The following is a 17,357-nucleotide window of genomic DNA, read 5'->3' on the forward strand; positions in this document are numbered from 1 at the left end:
CCTCTCATTTTTAAACTAGAAAGCCAGCTATTTGACGCTAAATCAAATCAGCTGGCTTTTGTTTGTGGGTATGCTTTTCGTAGTAATTTTTATTTTCAGCAGCTACTATTTTATGCTCTTTTTGGTTACGATAAAATATCCAATAATGAAAAGTACCGAAGCATAAATCAAACTTGTCCATATTTCCTCTGTAAAAATTACAAAATCAGGGAGGCTACCTCCTTTTTTTACCCTGGTGATTCTCAAAGCCAGTGTAGGTAACGAATAAGGGATCAGGTAAGCGTATTTCCAACCTACGTTTGCCGTAATAATGCCCATAATGGTGCCAACAAAACCAGTTCCCATCGGTTTAAGGAAATCACCCCATAGCAGACTTAATATAAACTGCAGCGATAAAATGCCCAAAGAAGCTAAAAATAATTTAGCATAAGAGTTAATGAGAATATTTAAAGGGTTGTATTGATCAAAATTAAACTTCGGAATCAATACCTGTAATAACTGACCAAATGAATAGGTAAGTGTGGCAAACAATAATAAACAGGTAAATATTAAAAATACGGCATAAAGGTATTTGGCTGCATAAATTGAAAATTTATTTAAAGGTTGGGCAAACAACATTTTCCAGGTATCGTTCTTATGTTCAATGTTGTTGACCGAAAAGGCCATGAATATCACATAAAAAGGCATGATTAAGAATCCCATTACGCCAAGGGCTGCTCCACTGTATTTTGCCCATAATATCATTGAAGGATAGTGGCTGGCAATAATTTTCTCAGCGTCGTGATAAAAACCAAAACTAATTAAGCCACAAATAATAACAGGCAGCAATATGGCCGCCCAAAAAGCTAAAGTTTTTCTGGATTTGTAAAATTCTGATACTAACGAAATATAGAGCGCGCGCATGTTAGTTGGTTTTGGTAATGTCGAGGAATAAATTTTCGAGGTCTTTCCTTTGCTGATAAAGGCTGCTAATCCTAAAACCATTTTGGATCAGTAACGTATTTAGTTCTCCACTTTTTTGCGAAGAGGTAAACGGTACTGTAATTATATTATCGGTTTTTGCTGCAACTTCATGACCATACCTGGTTAACAAGGCGCTTGCGTTTTCGATATTGTCTACTTCGATTTCGAGCATAGGTTTGCTCAGCAAATGAAGTTCGTTAATAGTGCCCTGAAATAACAACTGGCCTTTATTAATTATTCCCACGTGAGTTGCTGTTCTTTCTATTTCTGCCAATAAGTGGCTCGAAACCAGTATTGTTTTTTTATGTTTCGTAGCTAAATCAATCATCAGGTTCCTAACCTCGATAATTCCATTAGGATCTAAACCATTGGTAGGCTCGTCAAGCAGAAGTAACTCTGGGTCTGAAATTAGTGCCTGGGCAATGCTTAGCCGTTGTTTCATGCCTAATGAATAATTGTTGGCTTTTTTATTTGATGCTTCTGCCAGGCCCACCAGCGAAAGCATTTCATCGGCTTTGGTTTTTTTTATGCCCAACAGGATACAGCGGTTAATCAGGTTTTCGCGGCCTGTTAAATGCCCGTAAATGGCAGGTTGTTCAACCAGTGCACCTATACGTTTTAAAATAGCTATGCGGTTGCTGTTTATTTCTTTGCCGAATATAAAAACCTGGTCGGATGGCGATTTAAGCAGGTTGAGCAAAATTTTTATAGTGGTTGTTTTTCCAGCTCCATTTGGGCCTAAAAAACCATATATGCTCCCTTTAGGTACTTGCAGCGAGAGGTCTTTTACGATGGTTTGGTTGCCAAAGTTAAAATTTAGGCCTACAGTTTCGATAGCGTAATTGGACATTGCTATTATTTAAAAATAGCTGTGGCCTGTGTTACGATAGTGCTTGAGGTTTTAGCAGGTTTAACCACTATTTCTGCATCATTTTTATCGGTGCTTACTGTAAGTGTTAAAATGATCATCATAAATACTGGTAATAATAAAAGTAAAAATGGCGATGTGTTTCCTAACTTTTTCATGATGGTTTGTTTTATTTGAGCGGTTTCGAAAATACCATCAGTAATTACGGTTTGATTTTTTAAGTTGATTGCTGATGTAGTTTTCATTTTGTTTTCGTTTTGATGATTCAAAGAAACTCAAGAAAAATAACCTGCTAAAATCTATTATACCAAGCGTTCAAGATTCTAGATCAACAGACATTTTTGGCGTTGGTCGATAAAATTTGCCCATTGGGCCGTTGGTAGAAAAAAAATGCCCGTTGGTAGATTGTGTAAGTAAATCGATAAAACTTTATTTATTTTGGATGCATGAAAAAGCAGTTCTAAAATATATGACCAACTGCTATTAACCGTAAACACTTTGTAAATGAAAGAAGGTAAGGGAGCTTTAATATTGCACAGCATTTTTTGGGCGACTATGATAATAGGTGCTGTAGTTACCATCATAACAACTGGCTCGGAAATAACGATGAAGCGGGAGTTTATCTCGTTTGGTTTATTTGGCATCCTAAATGTTTCACTTTTCTACATCAACTACATTTTTTTGATTCCTGAACTCATTAAGAGGAGAAAAAAGTATTGGCTTTATGTTTTTGCTTTTTTTCTGATGATTGCGGTGTTTGCCTTAATCAAGACAATCATTGCAGTTTTAAATCCAGTGGATATGATGATGGTAAGGGGCCGGAAGGCAGAATATCATGTGAATGAGTATTTCGCTGGTAAAGCTTTTGTTGGTGGCTTTTTCATGATTAGTAGCTGTATTATCAAATTCACCATCGATTGGTTTGCAAGTGAAAGGATCCAGCGTAACCTCGAAAGAGAGCGCCGGGAAATGGAACTGCAGTTTTTAAAATCGCAGTTAAATCCACATTTTCTTTTCAATTCGCTCAATAATATCTATTCGTTAGCCTATCAAAAATCAGATAAAACTGCCGATGCAATTATGAAGCTTTCAGAAATTATGCGCTACATGATTTATGAGAGTAATACGCCAACGGTAGCCTTGAGCAAAGAAGTAGATTATTTAACCAGTTATATCGAACTGCAGAAAATACGGTTTAAAGATGGTGCCTATATTGAGCTTACTTTAAATGGTGAAATTGACAATCAAAAGATTGTTCCCTTAATGTTGATTTCGTTTGTTGAAAATGCATTTAAGCATGGTGTGGTAACCGATCCGGCCGAACCGGTTAAAATCAATATCATTGCCAACCAAAAGATTTTGCATTTTAGTGTAGTTAATAAAAAGAATCAGCAGAATAAAGACGCACAGGGCGGAGTTGGTTTAACCAATGTAGAACGTCGGTTACAATTGGTTTATCCTGACAGATATAAATTAAATGTTGTAAATTCGGCTACTCACTATACCTGTGAACTGATGATTGATATATAATCCGATAACCAAGCATAAACCGGGTATAAAATCATTAATTAAAATAATAACCTAAAAATGAATTTAAACTGTATTGTTGTTGATGATGAGCCTTTAGCGCTAGATATTTTACAGGATTATATTTCGAAAGTACCATTTTTAACCCTGGTTAAAAGATGCGAAAACCCTATTGAAGCGCTGCAGATTGTTCAGGGCGGAGGGATAGATCTGGTGTTTTTGGATATTCAGATGCCGGAGTTAACCGGAATCCAGTTTTTGAAAATTGCCGGTAATAAATGTCACTATATATTAACTACCGCTTACCCACAGTATGCTTTAGAAAGTTACGATCTGAATGTTTCGGATTATCTGTTGAAGCCCATTGCGTTTGATCGTTTTTATAAAGCAGTAGAAAAAGTACACAACCAGGTAAAACCGGTTGAAGCTCCTGCCAGCGTGGCACAACCGATTGTTACACCAGCGTCGTTTTCAGCCCCGCCAAATCCCGTTCAGGATTATATTTTTGTTAAAACGGAGCATAAGATCCAAAAAATTTACCTGCACGATATTTTATTCATTGAGGGCTTAAAAGATTACATTTCCATTTTTACCAAAGATGAGCGCGTAATTACTTTACAGAGCATGAAAAAAATGGAAGAAGCATTGCCTCAAAGCCAGTTTATCAGGGTACATAAGTCTTATATTGTAGCGGTTGATAAGATAGAAAGCATTGAGCGCAGCCGCATTACCATTAACCAAAAAATTATCCCTGTTGGCGATACCTACCGTGATGAATTTTTCAGGGTGATCGGAAATAAGAACATCTAACAGGGTGATGTAAGAAGGGAAATGTAAAATGAATAATGTGCGCCTGGCAGCAATCGATTAACCAAATAAAGCAATTAAACTGACTGGGAAGAGGGCTGTGCCATGGGTTGGCCCAAAACCTTTCTGATTTCATTTTCTACTTCCAGTGTAATATCGTTCGGCGGTTTTACTCCGGGTTCAATAGGTTTTAAAACTGTCCATTTTAAGGCATTTCCTGTGGATAATGGAAACTTGCCAAAACGAACAATTTTCCACGAATTTTCTATGGCCACCGGAACGATCAACGCATTGGGTACTACTTTTAATATGGTAGCGATACCCCCATACTGGAATGTTTTCAATTGACCATCTTTCGCGCGGGTTCCCTCCGGAAAAATAACAGTGCTCCAATTATTCTCTTTCATTCTACGGCCAAGTTTTATAATTTCAGAAATAGCCTGCTTGTTGTCTTTCCGGTTAATGTTTGCACCACCACCCAAACGCAGGTTAATGGATATTGACGGAATGCCTTTGGTAAGCTCAATCTTAGAGATAAATTTTGCGCTGTGTTTTCTTAAGAACCAAATTAGCGAAGGGATATCGTACATACTTTGGTGGTTTGCTGCAAAAATGATGGGCCTATCTGTCGGCAGATCATATTCGTTTCTAAAACTGATAGAGTTAAAAAGGAAAATCTGGCAATAGGTTAGAAAAAAATTAAGAATATCTACAGAAACCTTATGTGCTTTATAACCAAAAAGCTTAAAACAAAGCCATTGTATGGGATGGAAGATACAAAGGATTAATCCAAAGAAAATATAAAAAATAGGGCTTAAAATATATCCAAAAAGCTTGCTCATCAGGTTGATTTAATAGGGGACAAAGATAATAATAAATTATTCTGGTTCTTTGAAGATGTATTTTTCTTCATATTCAATCTCAAACATTTTTAATAGATTGATGTATTAGGAACATTTGGTGATTATTATAATTCCCCATTTATTATCATCAGCTTTGCTTTTAAAATAGCGGCAACGCTCACCGAGTCGGTAATCGTTCCATCTAAAACCATTTGATAAGCTTCGTTAAAGGGGAGTTTTCTGATAACAAGTTGTTCTGTTTCTTCGGGCATGGCAATGCCTTGAATGAGACCGGTAGCGATATAGATGATACTTAATTCGTCACTTACTGAATTGGAAAGATGCATTCTTTGTATCTCTTTCCAGTTTTTGGCGCTCATTCCCGTTTCTTCCAGTAATTCTCTTCTGGCACTTTCCAATGGCTCTTCGTGGAATGGGCCTCCACCTTCAGGGATTTCCCAGCTGTAGGCATTAAGTGCATACCGGTATTGGCCAACCAGCCAGGTATTGTAGTTTTCGTCCAAAGGAAGGATTCCGATGGCCAGGTTCTTAAAATGAACGGTACCATAAATGCCTTGCCCACCGGAGGGATTAATGACCTGGTGTTCGGTTAAGCGGATCCAGTTATTATCGTATTTTATATCGCTCTCAAGCGTTTTCCAGGGATTGATCTCTTCCATGCCTGCAAGATAAGAAATGATCTTATTTTACGATGGTTAACGAAGATTTCTTTAATTGGCTTATGTAGAAAAAAATTGTACCAAAATCAGGGGTAGACTGGAACGTCTCGAAAATGGAGAAATCTTTAAACTAATGTTAAAGATTTCTCCACTGCTGTTAAATGACGATTGGTGAGCTATATTTATGATACGGCCCTTTGGCTATTAAAATGATCCTTCATCAGGACGGTTGTCCTGTTGATCGTCTTTTTTCTTTTTATTCGTGCCGGTAAAGGTTGTTTTTCCAAAGCGGTAAGAGAAAGTTAAATTTCCCATTGTTCCCTGAAACTGGCGTTCAAAATCAACAATTGTTGCCCTATCTTCAGTGGTCATGCTCCATCTCCTGGTATTAAACACATCCCTGACATTGAAGCTTAAAGATGCTTTTTTATTCGGGAAATCGTATTTGGCTCCGCCGTCAACACCGTACATGGCGTTACGTTTTCCCTGTGCCATAACCTCCGGCGCCCTGTAGTCGCCGCGCACCTGTAACGATAAATTTTTAACTACCGTTAAATTTCCGGTCAGGTTGGCATTCCAGCTAAATCCGCTGCTTGATGGAATATCAAACCTCGCATCTCCGGCAAACCTGGCCTGATATAAGTTTACATTGGTGGTAAAGTTTAGGGCTTTAACCAGGTCAAAACGGCCAATTAATTCTAATCCGCTATTAATTTGGTGCGATAAGTTTTGAGGGGTTGAAGTAATAATCCCGTTAACCGGTGTGCTTCTTACACGCTGGATCACGTCGTTGGTCTGACGGAAATACAGGCTTGAAGTTAAGGTTACTTTTTTCCAGTATTTGCTATAACCCAACTCAAAAGAGTGTACATCCTCCGGCAATAAATTCGGGTTACCACCTCTGTAGTTTAATGGATCAGAAACATCTAAAAATGGATTGGTATCCCATGGACGTGGGCGGTTTACACGACGGGTATAACTCAGTTGAAGCTGATTGTCGCCTTTTAGTTTCTGGGTTAAAAATACGCTTGGGTATATCCTTTTATAGTGAATATTTCCTTCGGCAGTGGTTAATACATTGTTAGAATAGCCTTCTAAATGTGTGTCTAAACGTGCATCTTCTCCCCTTAAACCTATCTGATAACCAAAATCTTTAATCTGGTTCTGGTAATTGAAATATAGGGCATGCACCTGATCTTTACTGTTAAAACCATTAATCAGTTTGTTATTACTGATGTAGATACTGCTATTGGTTAAGATCGAATCTGCATATTGATCATTTTCCCCTAAACGGATCTGGCTGCGGTAACCCATTTCAATTTTACCCGCTTTACCTACAGGTAAGGCATAATCTGTTTGTATATTGTAGTTGGTGTTATTACCGGTATTAAATACGCGCTGTAAACTTAAGGTTTCGTCAATAGGTACTCCATTGCGATTAGTGGTATTGGTGCTATAATACTGATTGCTGTTGTTGGTCCCATAAGAATAACCAAAATTAAAGGTTAGTTCTTCCTTAGGTTTGTTAAACTTCTGTACGTAATCCAGATTGGCATCATAACTTGTCCCGAAACCATCGGTGTTATTGGTTCTGTTACTTAGTAAAACCGGCAACTGGTTTTTATCTAATTGCCTGATGTTGAGTTGATCATTACGCTCATTATCTCTTGAGTTAAAACCTCCGGATAAGCTGATTACACTTTTTGGTGCTAAATAATAATCGATACCCGCTTTGGCATTGTGTCCTTTATCCAATGAACTGGAAACTGTATTTTGACTGGCAAACCTTGTTCTTAACGAGTCTGATTTATAGGTAATGTCCTGAAAACCGCCTCCAACCCGGTTTCCATAACGGTAGCCATAGTTTCCGTAAATATTAACTTTACTGTTTTGAAAACTTAAGTTGGTGTTGGCATTGTAATTATTACGGTTACCTGCAGTTAGGGCTGCCGAACCATTAAAGCCAAGTTTTGTGTTTTTCTTTAACACAATGTTAATAATGCCCGACTGGCCTTCTGCATCATATTTAGCTGACGGATTGGTAATTACCTCAACACTTTCGATAGAACTGGCTGGTATCGACTGAAGAATCTGTGCCACATTACCGCCTGCAATTAAAGAAGGTTTTCCATCAATTAAAACTTTTACCCCGGTTGATCCGCGCAGGCTCACATTACCATCCATATCAGTAGAAACAGAAGGAACATTCTGCAATAAATCGCCTGCTGAACCGCCCTCGCTGATAACACTCTGATCTACTGCGAAAATCTTTTTATCGATACCCATCTGCATGCCCTGTTTTTGGCCCGTTACAGTGATTTCGCTCAGTACATTGCCTTTTGCAGCATTCATCTTGATTTCGCCAAAGTTTAACGTTCCTGTAGCACTGGTGATGGCTATATTATCCCTCACCATGGTTTGGTAACCCACGAAACTTATTTTAAAGGTAAAGGTACCGGCAGGGATATCGGCCAATACAAAAGCACCGTTTACATCGGTCTGCACTATTTTTGCGTTTTTGGCCGTGGCCTTATCAATCAAAACTGCTGTAGCAAATGGAATGGTTTCTTGTGTTTTTGCGTCTTTAAGTACTCCGGTAATTTTTGCTTTTCCACCTGTTTGCGCGAAAAGACCAAAAGATAAGCTTAAAAGTAAAAGGGTTATCTGTATTGTTTTTAATTGTAAAAGTCTCATTAAGAAATTAAAATTTGCATCGTTTTTATAAAGGGAGACAAAGTAACGGCAACTATATTTAATTAAGCCGCCGTAACCATTTTATTACAGCCATTTTATAGTAATATTTTTGTGGGTTTTGTTCCCAGCCCTATTATGGGAATCAATATTATTTTGTTAAAACAATAAAAGAATATGACTATTGAACAGTTTGCAAATGTTACTTTTGCTTAATTATGAAGAGGATATTAATTGTTGATGATTTACACCCTGCATTTAAAGAGCAGGCCATCGCTATGGGCTACCAGGTTGATGATGAACCACAGATTACACGTCAACAAACACTGGATAAAATAAAGGATTATACCGGTATTGCTGTTCGGACAAAATTTCGGATCGATGCTGAAATTTTTGCCGCAGCCCCAAACCTAAAGTTTGTAGCAAGGGCAGGGGCCGGGTTGGATAATATTGATGATAAGATTGCCTTTGAAAGAAATATCGAGCTGATTAATGCCCCTGAAGGCAATTGTGATGCGGTTGGCGAACATGCAACAGGTTTGCTTTTATCGTTAATGAACAATTTCCGCAGGGCCGATATCGAAATCAGGAATGGCGTGTGGGATCGTGAAGGAAACCGCGGTTACGAATTGAAAGGCAAAAAAGTCGGCATTATTGGTTATGGTTTCATGGGGCAGAGCTTTGCCAAAAAACTGGCTGGTTTTGAAGTAGATGTAATGGCTTATGATAAATATAAAACCGGTTTTTCTGATGCTTTTGCGCGCGAGGTAAGCATGGAAGAAATTGTGAAGCACAGCGATGTGCTGAGCTTGCATATCCCTTTAACTGCTGAAACCAGACAGATGGTAGATGACGAATATTTCTTCCACTTTAAAAAGCCCATATTCTTTATCAATACGGCAAGAGGAGAGATTGTGAAGACTACGGCCGTACTTAACGCCATTAAAAACGGAAAGATTTTAGGCGCTGGATTGGATGTGCTGCAAACCGAAAAGTTCCCGGCTTTAGGCGAACAGTCCTGGTACAATGAATTAAAGAATAATGATCAGGTCATTTTAACCCCACATGTTGGTGGCTGGACGTTCGATTCGTATCGTAAGATTTCGGAAGTTTTAGCCGAGAAGTTAAAAGGGCTTAATTTTTAGCAGGCAATCAACAGAAGATTTACCTAGAGATTCTGAAGCGCGCCGAACCGTGCTTTTCAAAATTAATTATTTACTTTTTTAGCAATCAGTACATTTGAGCGAGAAGATTAACATTTACAGCTGACAGTCTTAAACACGGAAGGCCTTTAAAAAAGTTAGTTTTATTTCTTAAATTGGCTATACAATCTAACCAATTTTATCATGCCGAAAGATCACTTATATTCAACTACTGTTACATGGACGGGCAATAAAGGCTCGGGTACAATGGATTACCGTTCGTATGATCGCGATTATGTAATTTCTGTAAAAGGTAAAGCCGATATTTATGGTTCGTCTGATTCTGCTTTTTTGGGCGACAAATCTAAATATAACCCGGAAGATCTTTTGCTGGCATCAATATCAAGCTGCCACATGCTCTGGTATTTACACCTATGCTCTAAAAACGAGATTGTAGTAATCGATTATAAAGATGAGGCAGTAGGCATAATGGAAGAATCGGGTGATGGAAGCGGCCGTTTTAGAGAAGTTACCCTGCATCCCCAGGTTTTAATTGCAGATCAGGCACATTACGAACTGGCAGAAGCGCTGCATCAAGAGGCTAATAAAATGTGTTTCATTGCCAATTCATTAAATTTTCCGGTTAAACACGAGCCGGTTCTCAGTTATTAGCTTGCAGTTTTCAACAAACAATTTTCAGTTGGTAGTTATATCAGGCTACCAACTGAAAACTGTTTGTTATTTCACTTACCAAATATTATCATTAGGCGTAGCATCTACATAAATACCATTATCTAAAGTAATTGATTTTATTTTTTTAGCCGTATTAATCGTTATGCTGGTTTCTTTTTGATTTGCTTTCCAAACTACCGGGGTTTTATGGATAGTTTCAGTTTTTCCATCAGAGTAAGTAACCACAACATCGAATGGGATGGCAAATCCGCCTATATTTTTAACTGTTATGGTTGATTTTCCTTTTGCAGGTGTTACTTTGCCAATGGCTAAATCGAGATAGTTATTTGTGAAAAACCAATTTTGGAAAAACCAGTTTAAATTCTGCCCCGAACCCGCATTCATTGAATTAAAGTAATCCCATGGAATTGGGTGTTTACCATTCCAGTTGCTCATGTAGGTGTGAAGCGCTTTTTTGAATAAATCGTCTCCTAACAGATCTTTAAGCGCCAGATAAGATAATGAGGCCTTTCCGTAAGAGTTATTCCCGTAACCTGATCCCGAAACCTGATCAGACATTGAGATTACAGGTTGGTCTTCTTCGGTAGATTTATCATTAATATAGCCGTTTACCCTGAATTTTTTGTAAAAATTATCGGCAGCCTGTTTACCGTGTTCGGCAATGCCGATTAAATATTCGAATGTAGTGGCCCAGCCTTCGTCCATATAAGCATAACGGGTTTCATTAATCCCCATATAAAAAGGAAAATACGTATGTGCAACTTCATGGTCCTGTACCAGCTGTGCGAAAACAGGATCCCCAAATTGGGAATCGTTAACCATCATTGGATATTCCATATCTGCAAAACCCTGAAAAGCAATTGTTTTAGCATAAGGATAAGGGATTCCGGGCCAGTTGTTTGAGAACCAATCTAAAGCATTAAGATTGTATTTAACCGAGTTGATAAAATCTGTTCCGGTGGTTGGGTTATAGGCGGCTTGGGCACTTGCACGGCGGTTGGTCTTTTTATCTACAATTACGCTCGCACCGTCCCAAACGTAGTGGTTGCTCATGGCAAAAGTAACATCGGTAATGTGGTTTACCGCAAATTTCCAGGTATTCCAGTCTTTTTGCTGCGTTACTTTACCATTTTTCATTTCCTCCCCGGTAGCAATATGGATTATTTCATCACCATTATACGATTTTTTTAACCGGGCAGAAATTTCTGGTTGCAACACCTCATCCGGGTTGAGAAAATCGCCGGTTGCATAAACTATATAGTTTTTAGGTGCTTTAACCGAGAATTCGTAATCGTTAAAATCGTTATAAAATTCGGCCCTGTCTGTATGTGGAATGCGGTCCCAACCATTATAATCATCATATACCGAAATACGCGGGTAGCTGTAGGCCACAAAAAAAGAGTTTGGATCAATTTGCCCTTCGCGGCCGCTTTCTTTCGATAATGGATAATCCCATTCTATTTTAACTGTAATTTTCGATTTTGGCAATAAAGGTTTTTTCAGCGTTACCTTACCCACTGTTCCCCAACTTTTGCTGTCAACTTTATATGTTTCGCCATCTACGGAAAAAGCAGTAATATTTAAACCGGTAGTCAAAAAATCTTCACTCACGGCTCCTCCTCTTGGCGAGGTTGGTTTATGCAGGTTGTTTACGAAACGGATAGCCAGGGTTCTTAAAGTATCGGGACTGTTGTTGCTGTATAAAATTTCTTCATTACCACTCACTACTTTGGTTTCGGCATCTACCTTAATATCCATATTGTATTTACCATGGTTTTGCCAATAATTTGGGCCGGGTTGTCCATTCATGGCACGTGTACCCTTAGCATACGCTGCTTTAATATTCCGGGGCATATAAAGCTCCTGGGCAGAAGCAATATAAGTACTCAAGCAAACGAGCAGGGCAATAGAGAATAACTTTTTCATTTTTAAAGAATAATTTGAGTTAAAAGTAAAATTAATGAATTTTAAATGCTTGTATGAGTAAATGTTATGTTTTTAGTATATAAAGCTGCATCTGTTGTGGGCTGGCACAGGTAGTATCTATTGCATTTATTTAAGTGATCAGGGGATATTAAGCCTGATTAATCCTTAAATCGTAAAAATCATGAGTATTTATTTGCTTTTGTAATTTCCACATTTTATCTTCGTTATAATTGAAGCAAGACTATGTAGCAAGCCAACTATATAGTCTTGTTTGTTTTTTATAGCGTTTGAATAAAATTAATAGAGCAATGACAGAGGTAACATACTACACCCAAGAGGGGTTAGATAAATTAAAGGAAGAAGTTCATTATTTAACAACCACCGGTCGTCAGCTAATATCTAAAGCAATTGCAGAAGCGAGGGATAAAGGTGATTTATCGGAGAATGCAGAATACGATGCGGCAAAAGAGGCGCAGGGTTTGCACGAAGCGAAAATAGCGAAATTACAGAACACGTTAGCAAATGCACGTTTGATTGATGAATCGCGTTTGGATTTATCAAAAGTACTTGCGCTATCCATTGTTAAAATAAAGAATGTTAAAAATGGTGCGACCATGACTTACCAATTGGTTGCAGAAAGTGAAGCAGATTTAAAAACCGGAAAAATTTCGGTTAAATCGCCGATTGCACAGGGCTTACTGGGTAAATCGGTAGGCGAATTTGCCGAAATTGAAGTGCCTGCAGGTAAAATGCAGTTCGAAGTGCTCGAGATTTCGAGATAAGGTAAAAGGCGGAGGGTTTAAGGCTTAAGGTCTACACTCCGCTATAAAAACCCTAAGCCTTACACCCCCTAAACCCTATACCTTAAATGACTATTTTCTCAAAAATTGTTGCGGGCGAAATTCCTGCACATGTGGTTGCTGAAACTGTAGAATATTTAGCGTTTTTAGATGTTTCGCCATTAACGGCCGGCCATGTACTCGTAATTCCGAAAATTGAAGTTGATTATATCTTCGATATGGATGAAGACCTGTATGTTGGTTTATGGATGTTCGCTAAAATTGTAGCAAAAGGTGTAAAAATAGCTTTTCCATGCAAAAAAGTAGGCGTTTCGGTAATTGGACTGGAGGTTCCGCATGCACACATTCATTTAATTCCAATGAATAATGTAAGCGATATGAACTTCAGTAAAGAAAAATTAAAGCCAACCAATGAGGAATTGGCTGAGGCAGCTGAAAAAATCAGGCAGGCCTTGCTGGAGGTATAAAAAAGGCCGGCTGTGAAAACCTCAGCCGACCATTCTACCCGTCTAACCCAAGTATTTTTATGGTGCCGGAGCAACAGTGGCATTCAGTTGTAATACAGGCCAGGTTAAACCCGGACCTTTTCCAATTACTATGCCGAGGTTATCGCCTCTTTTTAGATCTGATATCCAGTAGTATAATGGCCATCCTTTATAAGTTAACTGTTTTTTGCCTATTGTGGCCACAGTAATTACGCTAACATCAGCTTTTGCAACAGCAGAGGGCACGCTTAGCACATCAGATTCATAAACCGGCCAGATACCTTCTTGTGTAGTGCTCTTTGTATAAGTATTTACACCGTTTTTATCTGGTGCAAAAGCGTATAAGGTGCGTCCTTTGCTATCAGTTAGGTAAATGGTGTTGCCAGTACCTACGGCATAAGTGCTGGTATAATTGGTGTTGTTCCCAAACAACTGTGCATTGGCCAGCATTAACGAATAATCGGGCTTTGCTACAAACCATATTCCGCCAACCCCATCACCTTTAATGTCGCCTTTTGCCGCATCACCAGCATAATAATAAAGCGGATAGCCCTTGTAAGTACTTTGTTTACGCCCATCGGCCCGGGTTACCTCACCAACTTCTGCTTTATTCAGGTTTAAATCGGTGCTGGCATCAGCAGAATAATAAAGGGGCCATGCTGTTTCGCAGCCACCAACACAGGTTGGTGTACCCGCAGCATCTGATGCAAAAAAGTATAAGGTTTTGCCATCTTTATCTGTTAATACTGATCCGAATTTGGTGTCGGTTGCCAATTGGATTCCCTTATTATTGTTAGCAGGCGGAGTTGTAGGTTCGTCTGAACTATTTTTCTTACAGGCAGTAAGCACTATGGCTATACAAACAACAGCCAATAGATTCTTTTTTAAGTCACTTAGCATAAGATTTTTGTTTTTAGTTTTAACTTTAGTAAAAATTGATATGTAGCTATTACGCCCTATAGTTGTAAACGGTTGCCTGCGCAATGAAGATTTTTGAACCAAAATGAATAATGTAAAATATTTTTAGAAAAGTAATTTTTGAAGCAACCTTTCGTTGTTCTTCATCGTAATGCATTTTGAAAGGAGAACTTGTGACCGCTACCCGCGATAGTGAAGATATTGTACAAGAGTATATCCAAGGCTGTATTAGAAATGAAAGAGATAGTCAGAAAGCGCTATACAAGCATTTCTATAGCTTTGCTATGGGAATTTGTTTGCGATATGCAAATGATAGGCTAGATGCTGCGGGAATATTGAACGATGGCTTTTTTAAAGCTTTCAAGAATATAGCTAAATATGAAACTTCAAAGGCTTTTATGCCATGGCTGGGCCGGATAATAACCAATACTGCCATTGATTATTACCGCGCCAATTTAAAATTTGCAGATCATACAGATATACAGGACCATGAAAATATTGCACAGGCAAATTCTGTATACGATAAACTGGCTTACCAGGATCTGCTAGCCATGGTTCAAAACTTAAGCCCAGCCTACCGAACGGTTTTTAATCTTTTTGCAATAGATGGTTATAACCACGAAGAAATAGCAGCAATGCTTGGTATATCTGTCGGAACTTCAAAGTCGAACCTGTTTAAGGCACGACAGAAATTACAGGAAATGCTAAAAGCAACAGATGCGAAAACTTACCAGGTTGGAAGTTCGGAAGTAGATAGAAACCTTTTACAGGTAAGGCTAAACACAAATATGCAATGAAAGAGGGAAAAGATATAGATAAATTATTTAAGGATGGCTTGGAAACACCTGATCTGCCCTTTAATGATTTAGATTGGGATAATCTGGAGGAAAGATTGCATCCATCACCAAAAAGAAGGATAATACCTTTGTTTTGGTATGCCGCTGTGGCCGGAATTGCGGCAATGTTACTGATCGTATTTTTATTAGTTAAACCTAGCGATAAAATTGAGGCGATAGCAGGGGCCAAAACAGATAAAGGAAACCAAAATAATATTAAAAAATCGAGTGATAATATTGTAAAACCGACTGAAATACCTGTAAAACCAACTGATCAGGGAGTAAATTCAGATCCGAACCCATTATCCATAAATAAAAGAAGTATCGGGGTAGTACAAAAACAGGATAACAAGAATATTTTTGCTCCGGAAGTAGAAAATGGGCAAAAAACGGATGAAATTTTGGCAAATAATGGCAACATGCTGGCTGGCATACCGTTTAAGCCAGTACTAAACTCAAAAATTAATGAGGTTCAATTTAAAGAAGAGCATTTAAGCACCAGTGTTGAAACAGGCAGGCCTGATCGGGTCAAAACTCCGGTTTTGAAGCAAAAATCGAGATTTGCGTTGAGTATTTTAGCTGCGCCAGATTTAACCAGTGTGCAAAAATCTGGGCAAAGTAGTTTGAGCGGTAGTTTTGGGGTAGAAGCAACTTATGCGGTTACAAAAAGGATAAGCATTACTACGGGAGCCGCTTATGCCAAGAAAATTTATAACTCAGATTTTAGCTTATACAAACCTAATACGAATTATGTTTTTAATGTTGCGCCATCAAATATCCACGCCAACTGTGATGTGATCGATATCCCTTTAAACGTAAACTATAAAGTTTTTAATGGGCGGAGAAATTCGATTTCGGTAAGTACCGGCCTATCCAGCTATTTAATGTTAAAAGAGCAATACACCTATTCTTATGATGGAGCTGCTTACAAGGGACCAAAAGATTATACAGTAAGAAACCAGAACCAGCATTATTTGGGTATTGCCAATGTTGGCCTGGAGTTTCAGCACAAAATAAATAATAATTTAAGCATCAGCGCTAAACCTTTTATGAAAATTCCGTTAACGGATATAGGCTATGGAAATGCTAAACTGTCATCAACAGGTGTGGCCATTTCGGTAAACATGAACCTATTTAAAAAGAATTAATGCTTAATATTTTTGATTGGATCGGGCAAAGGCACAAAGTCTGTTTCACCTGGTACAGGTTTAAAGCTTTGTTCTAACCATTTTTGCTTTGCTTTTTCAATCAATTCTCTGTCCGAGGCCACAAAATTCCAGTAAATAAAGCGTTCTTCAGGAAAAGGTTCGCCACCGAAAATGTAAATCGTGGTATTTGCCTGCATGGTAAATTCGCAGAGTTTGGCATCGTTGGCAATTAAAATCTGCCGGGGTTCGAAAATATGCCCATCACTCTCAATAGCGCCTTCTAAAATATACAGCGCACTTTCTCCGAAGAGAGAGCTGCCGATATTTACCTTTTGGCGATCGGTACTTTTTAACTCTAAAAAATACAGCGGACTATAAACAGGCACGGGCGATTTACGGCCAAAAGCTTCTCCTGCAATTAATTTAACAGCAACGCCATCTTGCTCCCATGCAGGGATATCGGTAGCTTCCACATGGAAAAATTCTGGTTCCATTTGTTCCAGGGCCTTAGGTAAAGCCACCCAGATTTGTAAACCATGTAACATTTTATCGGAGTGACGCAGGTACTCCGGTGTTCTTTCTGAGTGTACAATACCGCTGCCTGATGTCATCCAGTTTACCTGCCCGGGTTTAATCACAATATCTGATCCTAAACTATCTTTATGTGCAACCTCGCCCTCGAACAAAAAGGTTAAAGTAGATAAGCCGATATGCGGGTGGGGTGGAACATCGAGATTTTCATGATCGCTCATTGCAGCAGGTCCCATATGGTCAATAAAGGAAAATGGGCCGACCATACGTTTCTCCCTGAAAGGGAGGAGCCTGCCAACCATGAAATTACCAATATTTGCAGGTCTTTCTTCTATAATGAGTTTAATGTTCGACATGGGATAATCAATTTTATTGGGGTGAATTTAAGGAAAAAGGCTGGGATTGATACCATAAAAGCGGAAATGTCACCCTGAGCTTGTTGAAGGGCCTACCGCTAATTAAAGCGTTTTTTATACTTTTTGCAAAACTGATTATAAGGA

At 38.6% G+C, this 17,357-nt stretch carries 17 protein-coding genes; 8 read left to right on the top strand and 9 right to left on the bottom strand.

The annotated features are described in order from the left end of the window. Positions 1–105: 105 nt before the first annotated feature. Genes ACFSR6_RS10230 through ACFSR6_RS10240 form a run of 3 tightly spaced genes read right to left on the bottom strand, consistent with a single transcriptional unit; the run spans position 106 to position 2,076 of the window. Positions 106–903 (bottom strand): ABC transporter permease, encoded by a 798-nt coding sequence (locus ACFSR6_RS10230; RefSeq protein ID WP_379078350.1) that lies wholly within the window; start codon positions 901–903, stop codon positions 106–108. Position 904: 1 nt separating this feature from the next. Continuing rightward, positions 905–1,813: an ABC transporter ATP-binding protein gene (locus ACFSR6_RS10235; RefSeq protein WP_379078352.1), complete on the bottom strand. Its 909-nt coding sequence runs from the start codon at positions 1,811–1,813 to the stop codon at positions 905–907. Positions 1,814–1,818: 5 nt separating this feature from the next. Then, positions 1,819–2,076, bottom strand: a complete 258-nt coding sequence (locus ACFSR6_RS10240) for a hypothetical protein (RefSeq protein WP_379078354.1) — start codon at positions 2,074–2,076, stop codon at positions 1,819–1,821. 556 nt (positions 2,077–2,632) lie between these two features. On the opposite strand from ACFSR6_RS10240, the gene ACFSR6_RS10245 reads away from it, so the two are divergent. Further along, positions 2,633–3,361 (top strand): sensor histidine kinase, encoded by a 729-nt coding sequence (locus ACFSR6_RS10245; protein WP_379078356.1) that lies wholly within the window; start codon positions 2,633–2,635, stop codon positions 3,359–3,361. Positions 3,362–3,418: 57 nt separating this feature from the next. Continuing rightward, entirely contained in the window at positions 3,419–4,168 is a 750-nt protein-coding gene (locus tag ACFSR6_RS10250) for a LytR/AlgR family response regulator transcription factor (RefSeq protein ID WP_379078358.1), read from the top strand. A gap of 74 nt (positions 4,169–4,242) precedes the next feature. On the opposite strand, the gene ACFSR6_RS10255 is transcribed toward ACFSR6_RS10250, so the two are convergent. From ACFSR6_RS10255 to ACFSR6_RS10265, 3 genes are all read right to left on the bottom strand, one after another. Then, positions 4,243–5,007, bottom strand: a complete 765-nt coding sequence (locus ACFSR6_RS10255; protein ID WP_379078360.1) for a lysophospholipid acyltransferase family protein — start codon at positions 5,005–5,007, stop codon at positions 4,243–4,245. A gap of 125 nt (positions 5,008–5,132) precedes the next feature. Then, the gene (locus tag ACFSR6_RS10260; RefSeq protein WP_379078361.1) at positions 5,133–5,687 is read right to left on the bottom strand and encodes an NUDIX domain-containing protein; all 555 of its coding nucleotides are present in this window, start codon (positions 5,685–5,687) and stop codon (positions 5,133–5,135) included. Positions 5,688–5,891: 204 nt separating this feature from the next. Next, positions 5,892–8,381: a TonB-dependent receptor domain-containing protein gene (locus ACFSR6_RS10265; RefSeq protein WP_379078362.1), complete on the bottom strand. Its 2,490-nt coding sequence runs from the start codon at positions 8,379–8,381 to the stop codon at positions 5,892–5,894. Between the two features lie 215 nt (positions 8,382–8,596). Between ACFSR6_RS10265 and ACFSR6_RS10270 the strand changes: the two genes are divergently transcribed. Together ACFSR6_RS10270 and ACFSR6_RS10275 are read left to right on the top strand one after the other, a co-directional pair. Beyond that, positions 8,597–9,523 (top strand): 2-hydroxyacid dehydrogenase, encoded by a 927-nt coding sequence (locus ACFSR6_RS10270; RefSeq protein WP_379078363.1) that lies wholly within the window; start codon positions 8,597–8,599, stop codon positions 9,521–9,523. A gap of 201 nt (positions 9,524–9,724) precedes the next feature. Next, positions 9,725–10,192, top strand: coding sequence for an OsmC family protein (locus ACFSR6_RS10275; RefSeq protein WP_379078365.1), 468 nt, complete (start codon positions 9,725–9,727; stop codon positions 10,190–10,192). 75 nt (positions 10,193–10,267) lie between these two features. On the opposite strand, the gene ACFSR6_RS10280 is transcribed toward ACFSR6_RS10275, so the two are convergent. Then, positions 10,268–12,139: a M1 family metallopeptidase gene (locus tag ACFSR6_RS10280; protein ID WP_379078366.1), complete on the bottom strand. Its 1,872-nt coding sequence runs from the start codon at positions 12,137–12,139 to the stop codon at positions 10,268–10,270. Positions 12,140–12,447: 308 nt separating this feature from the next. Between ACFSR6_RS10280 and greA the strand changes: the two genes are divergently transcribed. Together greA and ACFSR6_RS10290 are read left to right on the top strand one after the other, a co-directional pair. Beyond that, entirely contained in the window at positions 12,448–12,921 is a 474-nt protein-coding gene (gene greA / locus ACFSR6_RS10285) for a transcription elongation factor GreA (protein ID WP_039472782.1), read from the top strand. Between the two features lie 86 nt (positions 12,922–13,007). Further along, the gene (locus ACFSR6_RS10290) at positions 13,008–13,406 is read left to right on the top strand and encodes an HIT family protein (protein WP_183765932.1); all 399 of its coding nucleotides are present in this window, start codon (positions 13,008–13,010) and stop codon (positions 13,404–13,406) included. A gap of 57 nt (positions 13,407–13,463) precedes the next feature. Here the strand turns inward: ACFSR6_RS10290 and ACFSR6_RS10295 are convergent, their stop codons facing one another. After that, positions 13,464–14,324, bottom strand: coding sequence for a hypothetical protein (locus tag ACFSR6_RS10295; protein WP_379078369.1), 861 nt, complete (start codon positions 14,322–14,324; stop codon positions 13,464–13,466). 176 nt (positions 14,325–14,500) lie between these two features. Between ACFSR6_RS10295 and ACFSR6_RS10300 the strand changes: the two genes are divergently transcribed. Beyond that, a complete protein-coding gene (locus ACFSR6_RS10300; RefSeq protein ID WP_379078371.1) occupies positions 14,501–15,139 on the top strand; it encodes an RNA polymerase sigma factor in 639 nt (212 codons plus the stop codon). Next, on the top strand, positions 15,136–16,326 hold the full coding sequence (locus ACFSR6_RS10305; RefSeq protein WP_379078373.1) for a hypothetical protein: 1,191 nt from the start codon (positions 15,136–15,138) through the stop codon (positions 16,324–16,326). Before ACFSR6_RS10300 ends, ACFSR6_RS10305 begins: the two co-directional genes overlap by 4 nt. On the opposite strand, the gene ACFSR6_RS10310 is transcribed toward ACFSR6_RS10305, so the two are convergent. Then, on the bottom strand, positions 16,323–17,213 hold the full coding sequence (locus ACFSR6_RS10310) for a pirin family protein (RefSeq protein ID WP_379078375.1): 891 nt from the start codon (positions 17,211–17,213) through the stop codon (positions 16,323–16,325). The genes ACFSR6_RS10305 and ACFSR6_RS10310 overlap by 4 nt on opposite strands. Between the last annotated feature and the right edge of the window lie 144 nt (positions 17,214–17,357).

The organism is Pedobacter vanadiisoli, assembly GCF_042684385.1.
Taxonomy (GTDB): domain Bacteria; phylum Bacteroidota; class Bacteroidia; order Sphingobacteriales; family Sphingobacteriaceae; genus Pedobacter; species Pedobacter vanadiisoli.

Bases quoted from the DNA above. Each gene is read 5' to 3' on its own strand.
- ACFSR6_RS10230 (WP_379078350.1), bottom strand. From the start codon at position 903: ATGCGCGCGCTCTATATTTCGTTAGTATCAGAATTTTACAAATCCAGA.
- ACFSR6_RS10235 (WP_379078352.1), bottom strand. From the start codon at position 1,813: ATGTCCAATTACGCTATCGAAACTGTAGGCCTAAATTTTAACTTTGGC.
- ACFSR6_RS10240 (WP_379078354.1), bottom strand. From the start codon at position 2,076: ATGAAAACTACATCAGCAATCAACTTAAAAAATCAAACCGTAATTACT.
- ACFSR6_RS10245 (WP_379078356.1), top strand. From the start codon at position 2,633: ATGATGATGGTAAGGGGCCGGAAGGCAGAATATCATGTGAATGAGTAT.
- ACFSR6_RS10250 (WP_379078358.1), top strand. From the start codon at position 3,419: ATGAATTTAAACTGTATTGTTGTTGATGATGAGCCTTTAGCGCTAGAT.
- ACFSR6_RS10255 (WP_379078360.1), bottom strand. From the start codon at position 5,007: ATGAGCAAGCTTTTTGGATATATTTTAAGCCCTATTTTTTATATTTTC.
- ACFSR6_RS10260 (WP_379078361.1), bottom strand. From the start codon at position 5,687: ATGGAAGAGATCAATCCCTGGAAAACGCTTGAGAGCGATATAAAATAC.
- ACFSR6_RS10265 (WP_379078362.1), bottom strand. From the start codon at position 8,381: ATGAGACTTTTACAATTAAAAACAATACAGATAACCCTTTTACTTTTA.
- ACFSR6_RS10270 (WP_379078363.1), top strand. From the start codon at position 8,597: ATGAAGAGGATATTAATTGTTGATGATTTACACCCTGCATTTAAAGAG.
- ACFSR6_RS10275 (WP_379078365.1), top strand. From the start codon at position 9,725: ATGCCGAAAGATCACTTATATTCAACTACTGTTACATGGACGGGCAAT.
- ACFSR6_RS10280 (WP_379078366.1), bottom strand. From the start codon at position 12,139: ATGAAAAAGTTATTCTCTATTGCCCTGCTCGTTTGCTTGAGTACTTAT.
- greA (WP_039472782.1), top strand. From the start codon at position 12,448: ATGACAGAGGTAACATACTACACCCAAGAGGGGTTAGATAAATTAAAG.
- ACFSR6_RS10290 (WP_183765932.1), top strand. From the start codon at position 13,008: ATGACTATTTTCTCAAAAATTGTTGCGGGCGAAATTCCTGCACATGTG.
- ACFSR6_RS10295 (WP_379078369.1), bottom strand. From the start codon at position 14,324: ATGCTAAGTGACTTAAAAAAGAATCTATTGGCTGTTGTTTGTATAGCC.
- ACFSR6_RS10305 (WP_379078373.1), top strand. From the start codon at position 15,136: ATGAAAGAGGGAAAAGATATAGATAAATTATTTAAGGATGGCTTGGAA.
- ACFSR6_RS10310 (WP_379078375.1), bottom strand. From the start codon at position 17,213: ATGTCGAACATTAAACTCATTATAGAAGAAAGACCTGCAAATATTGGT.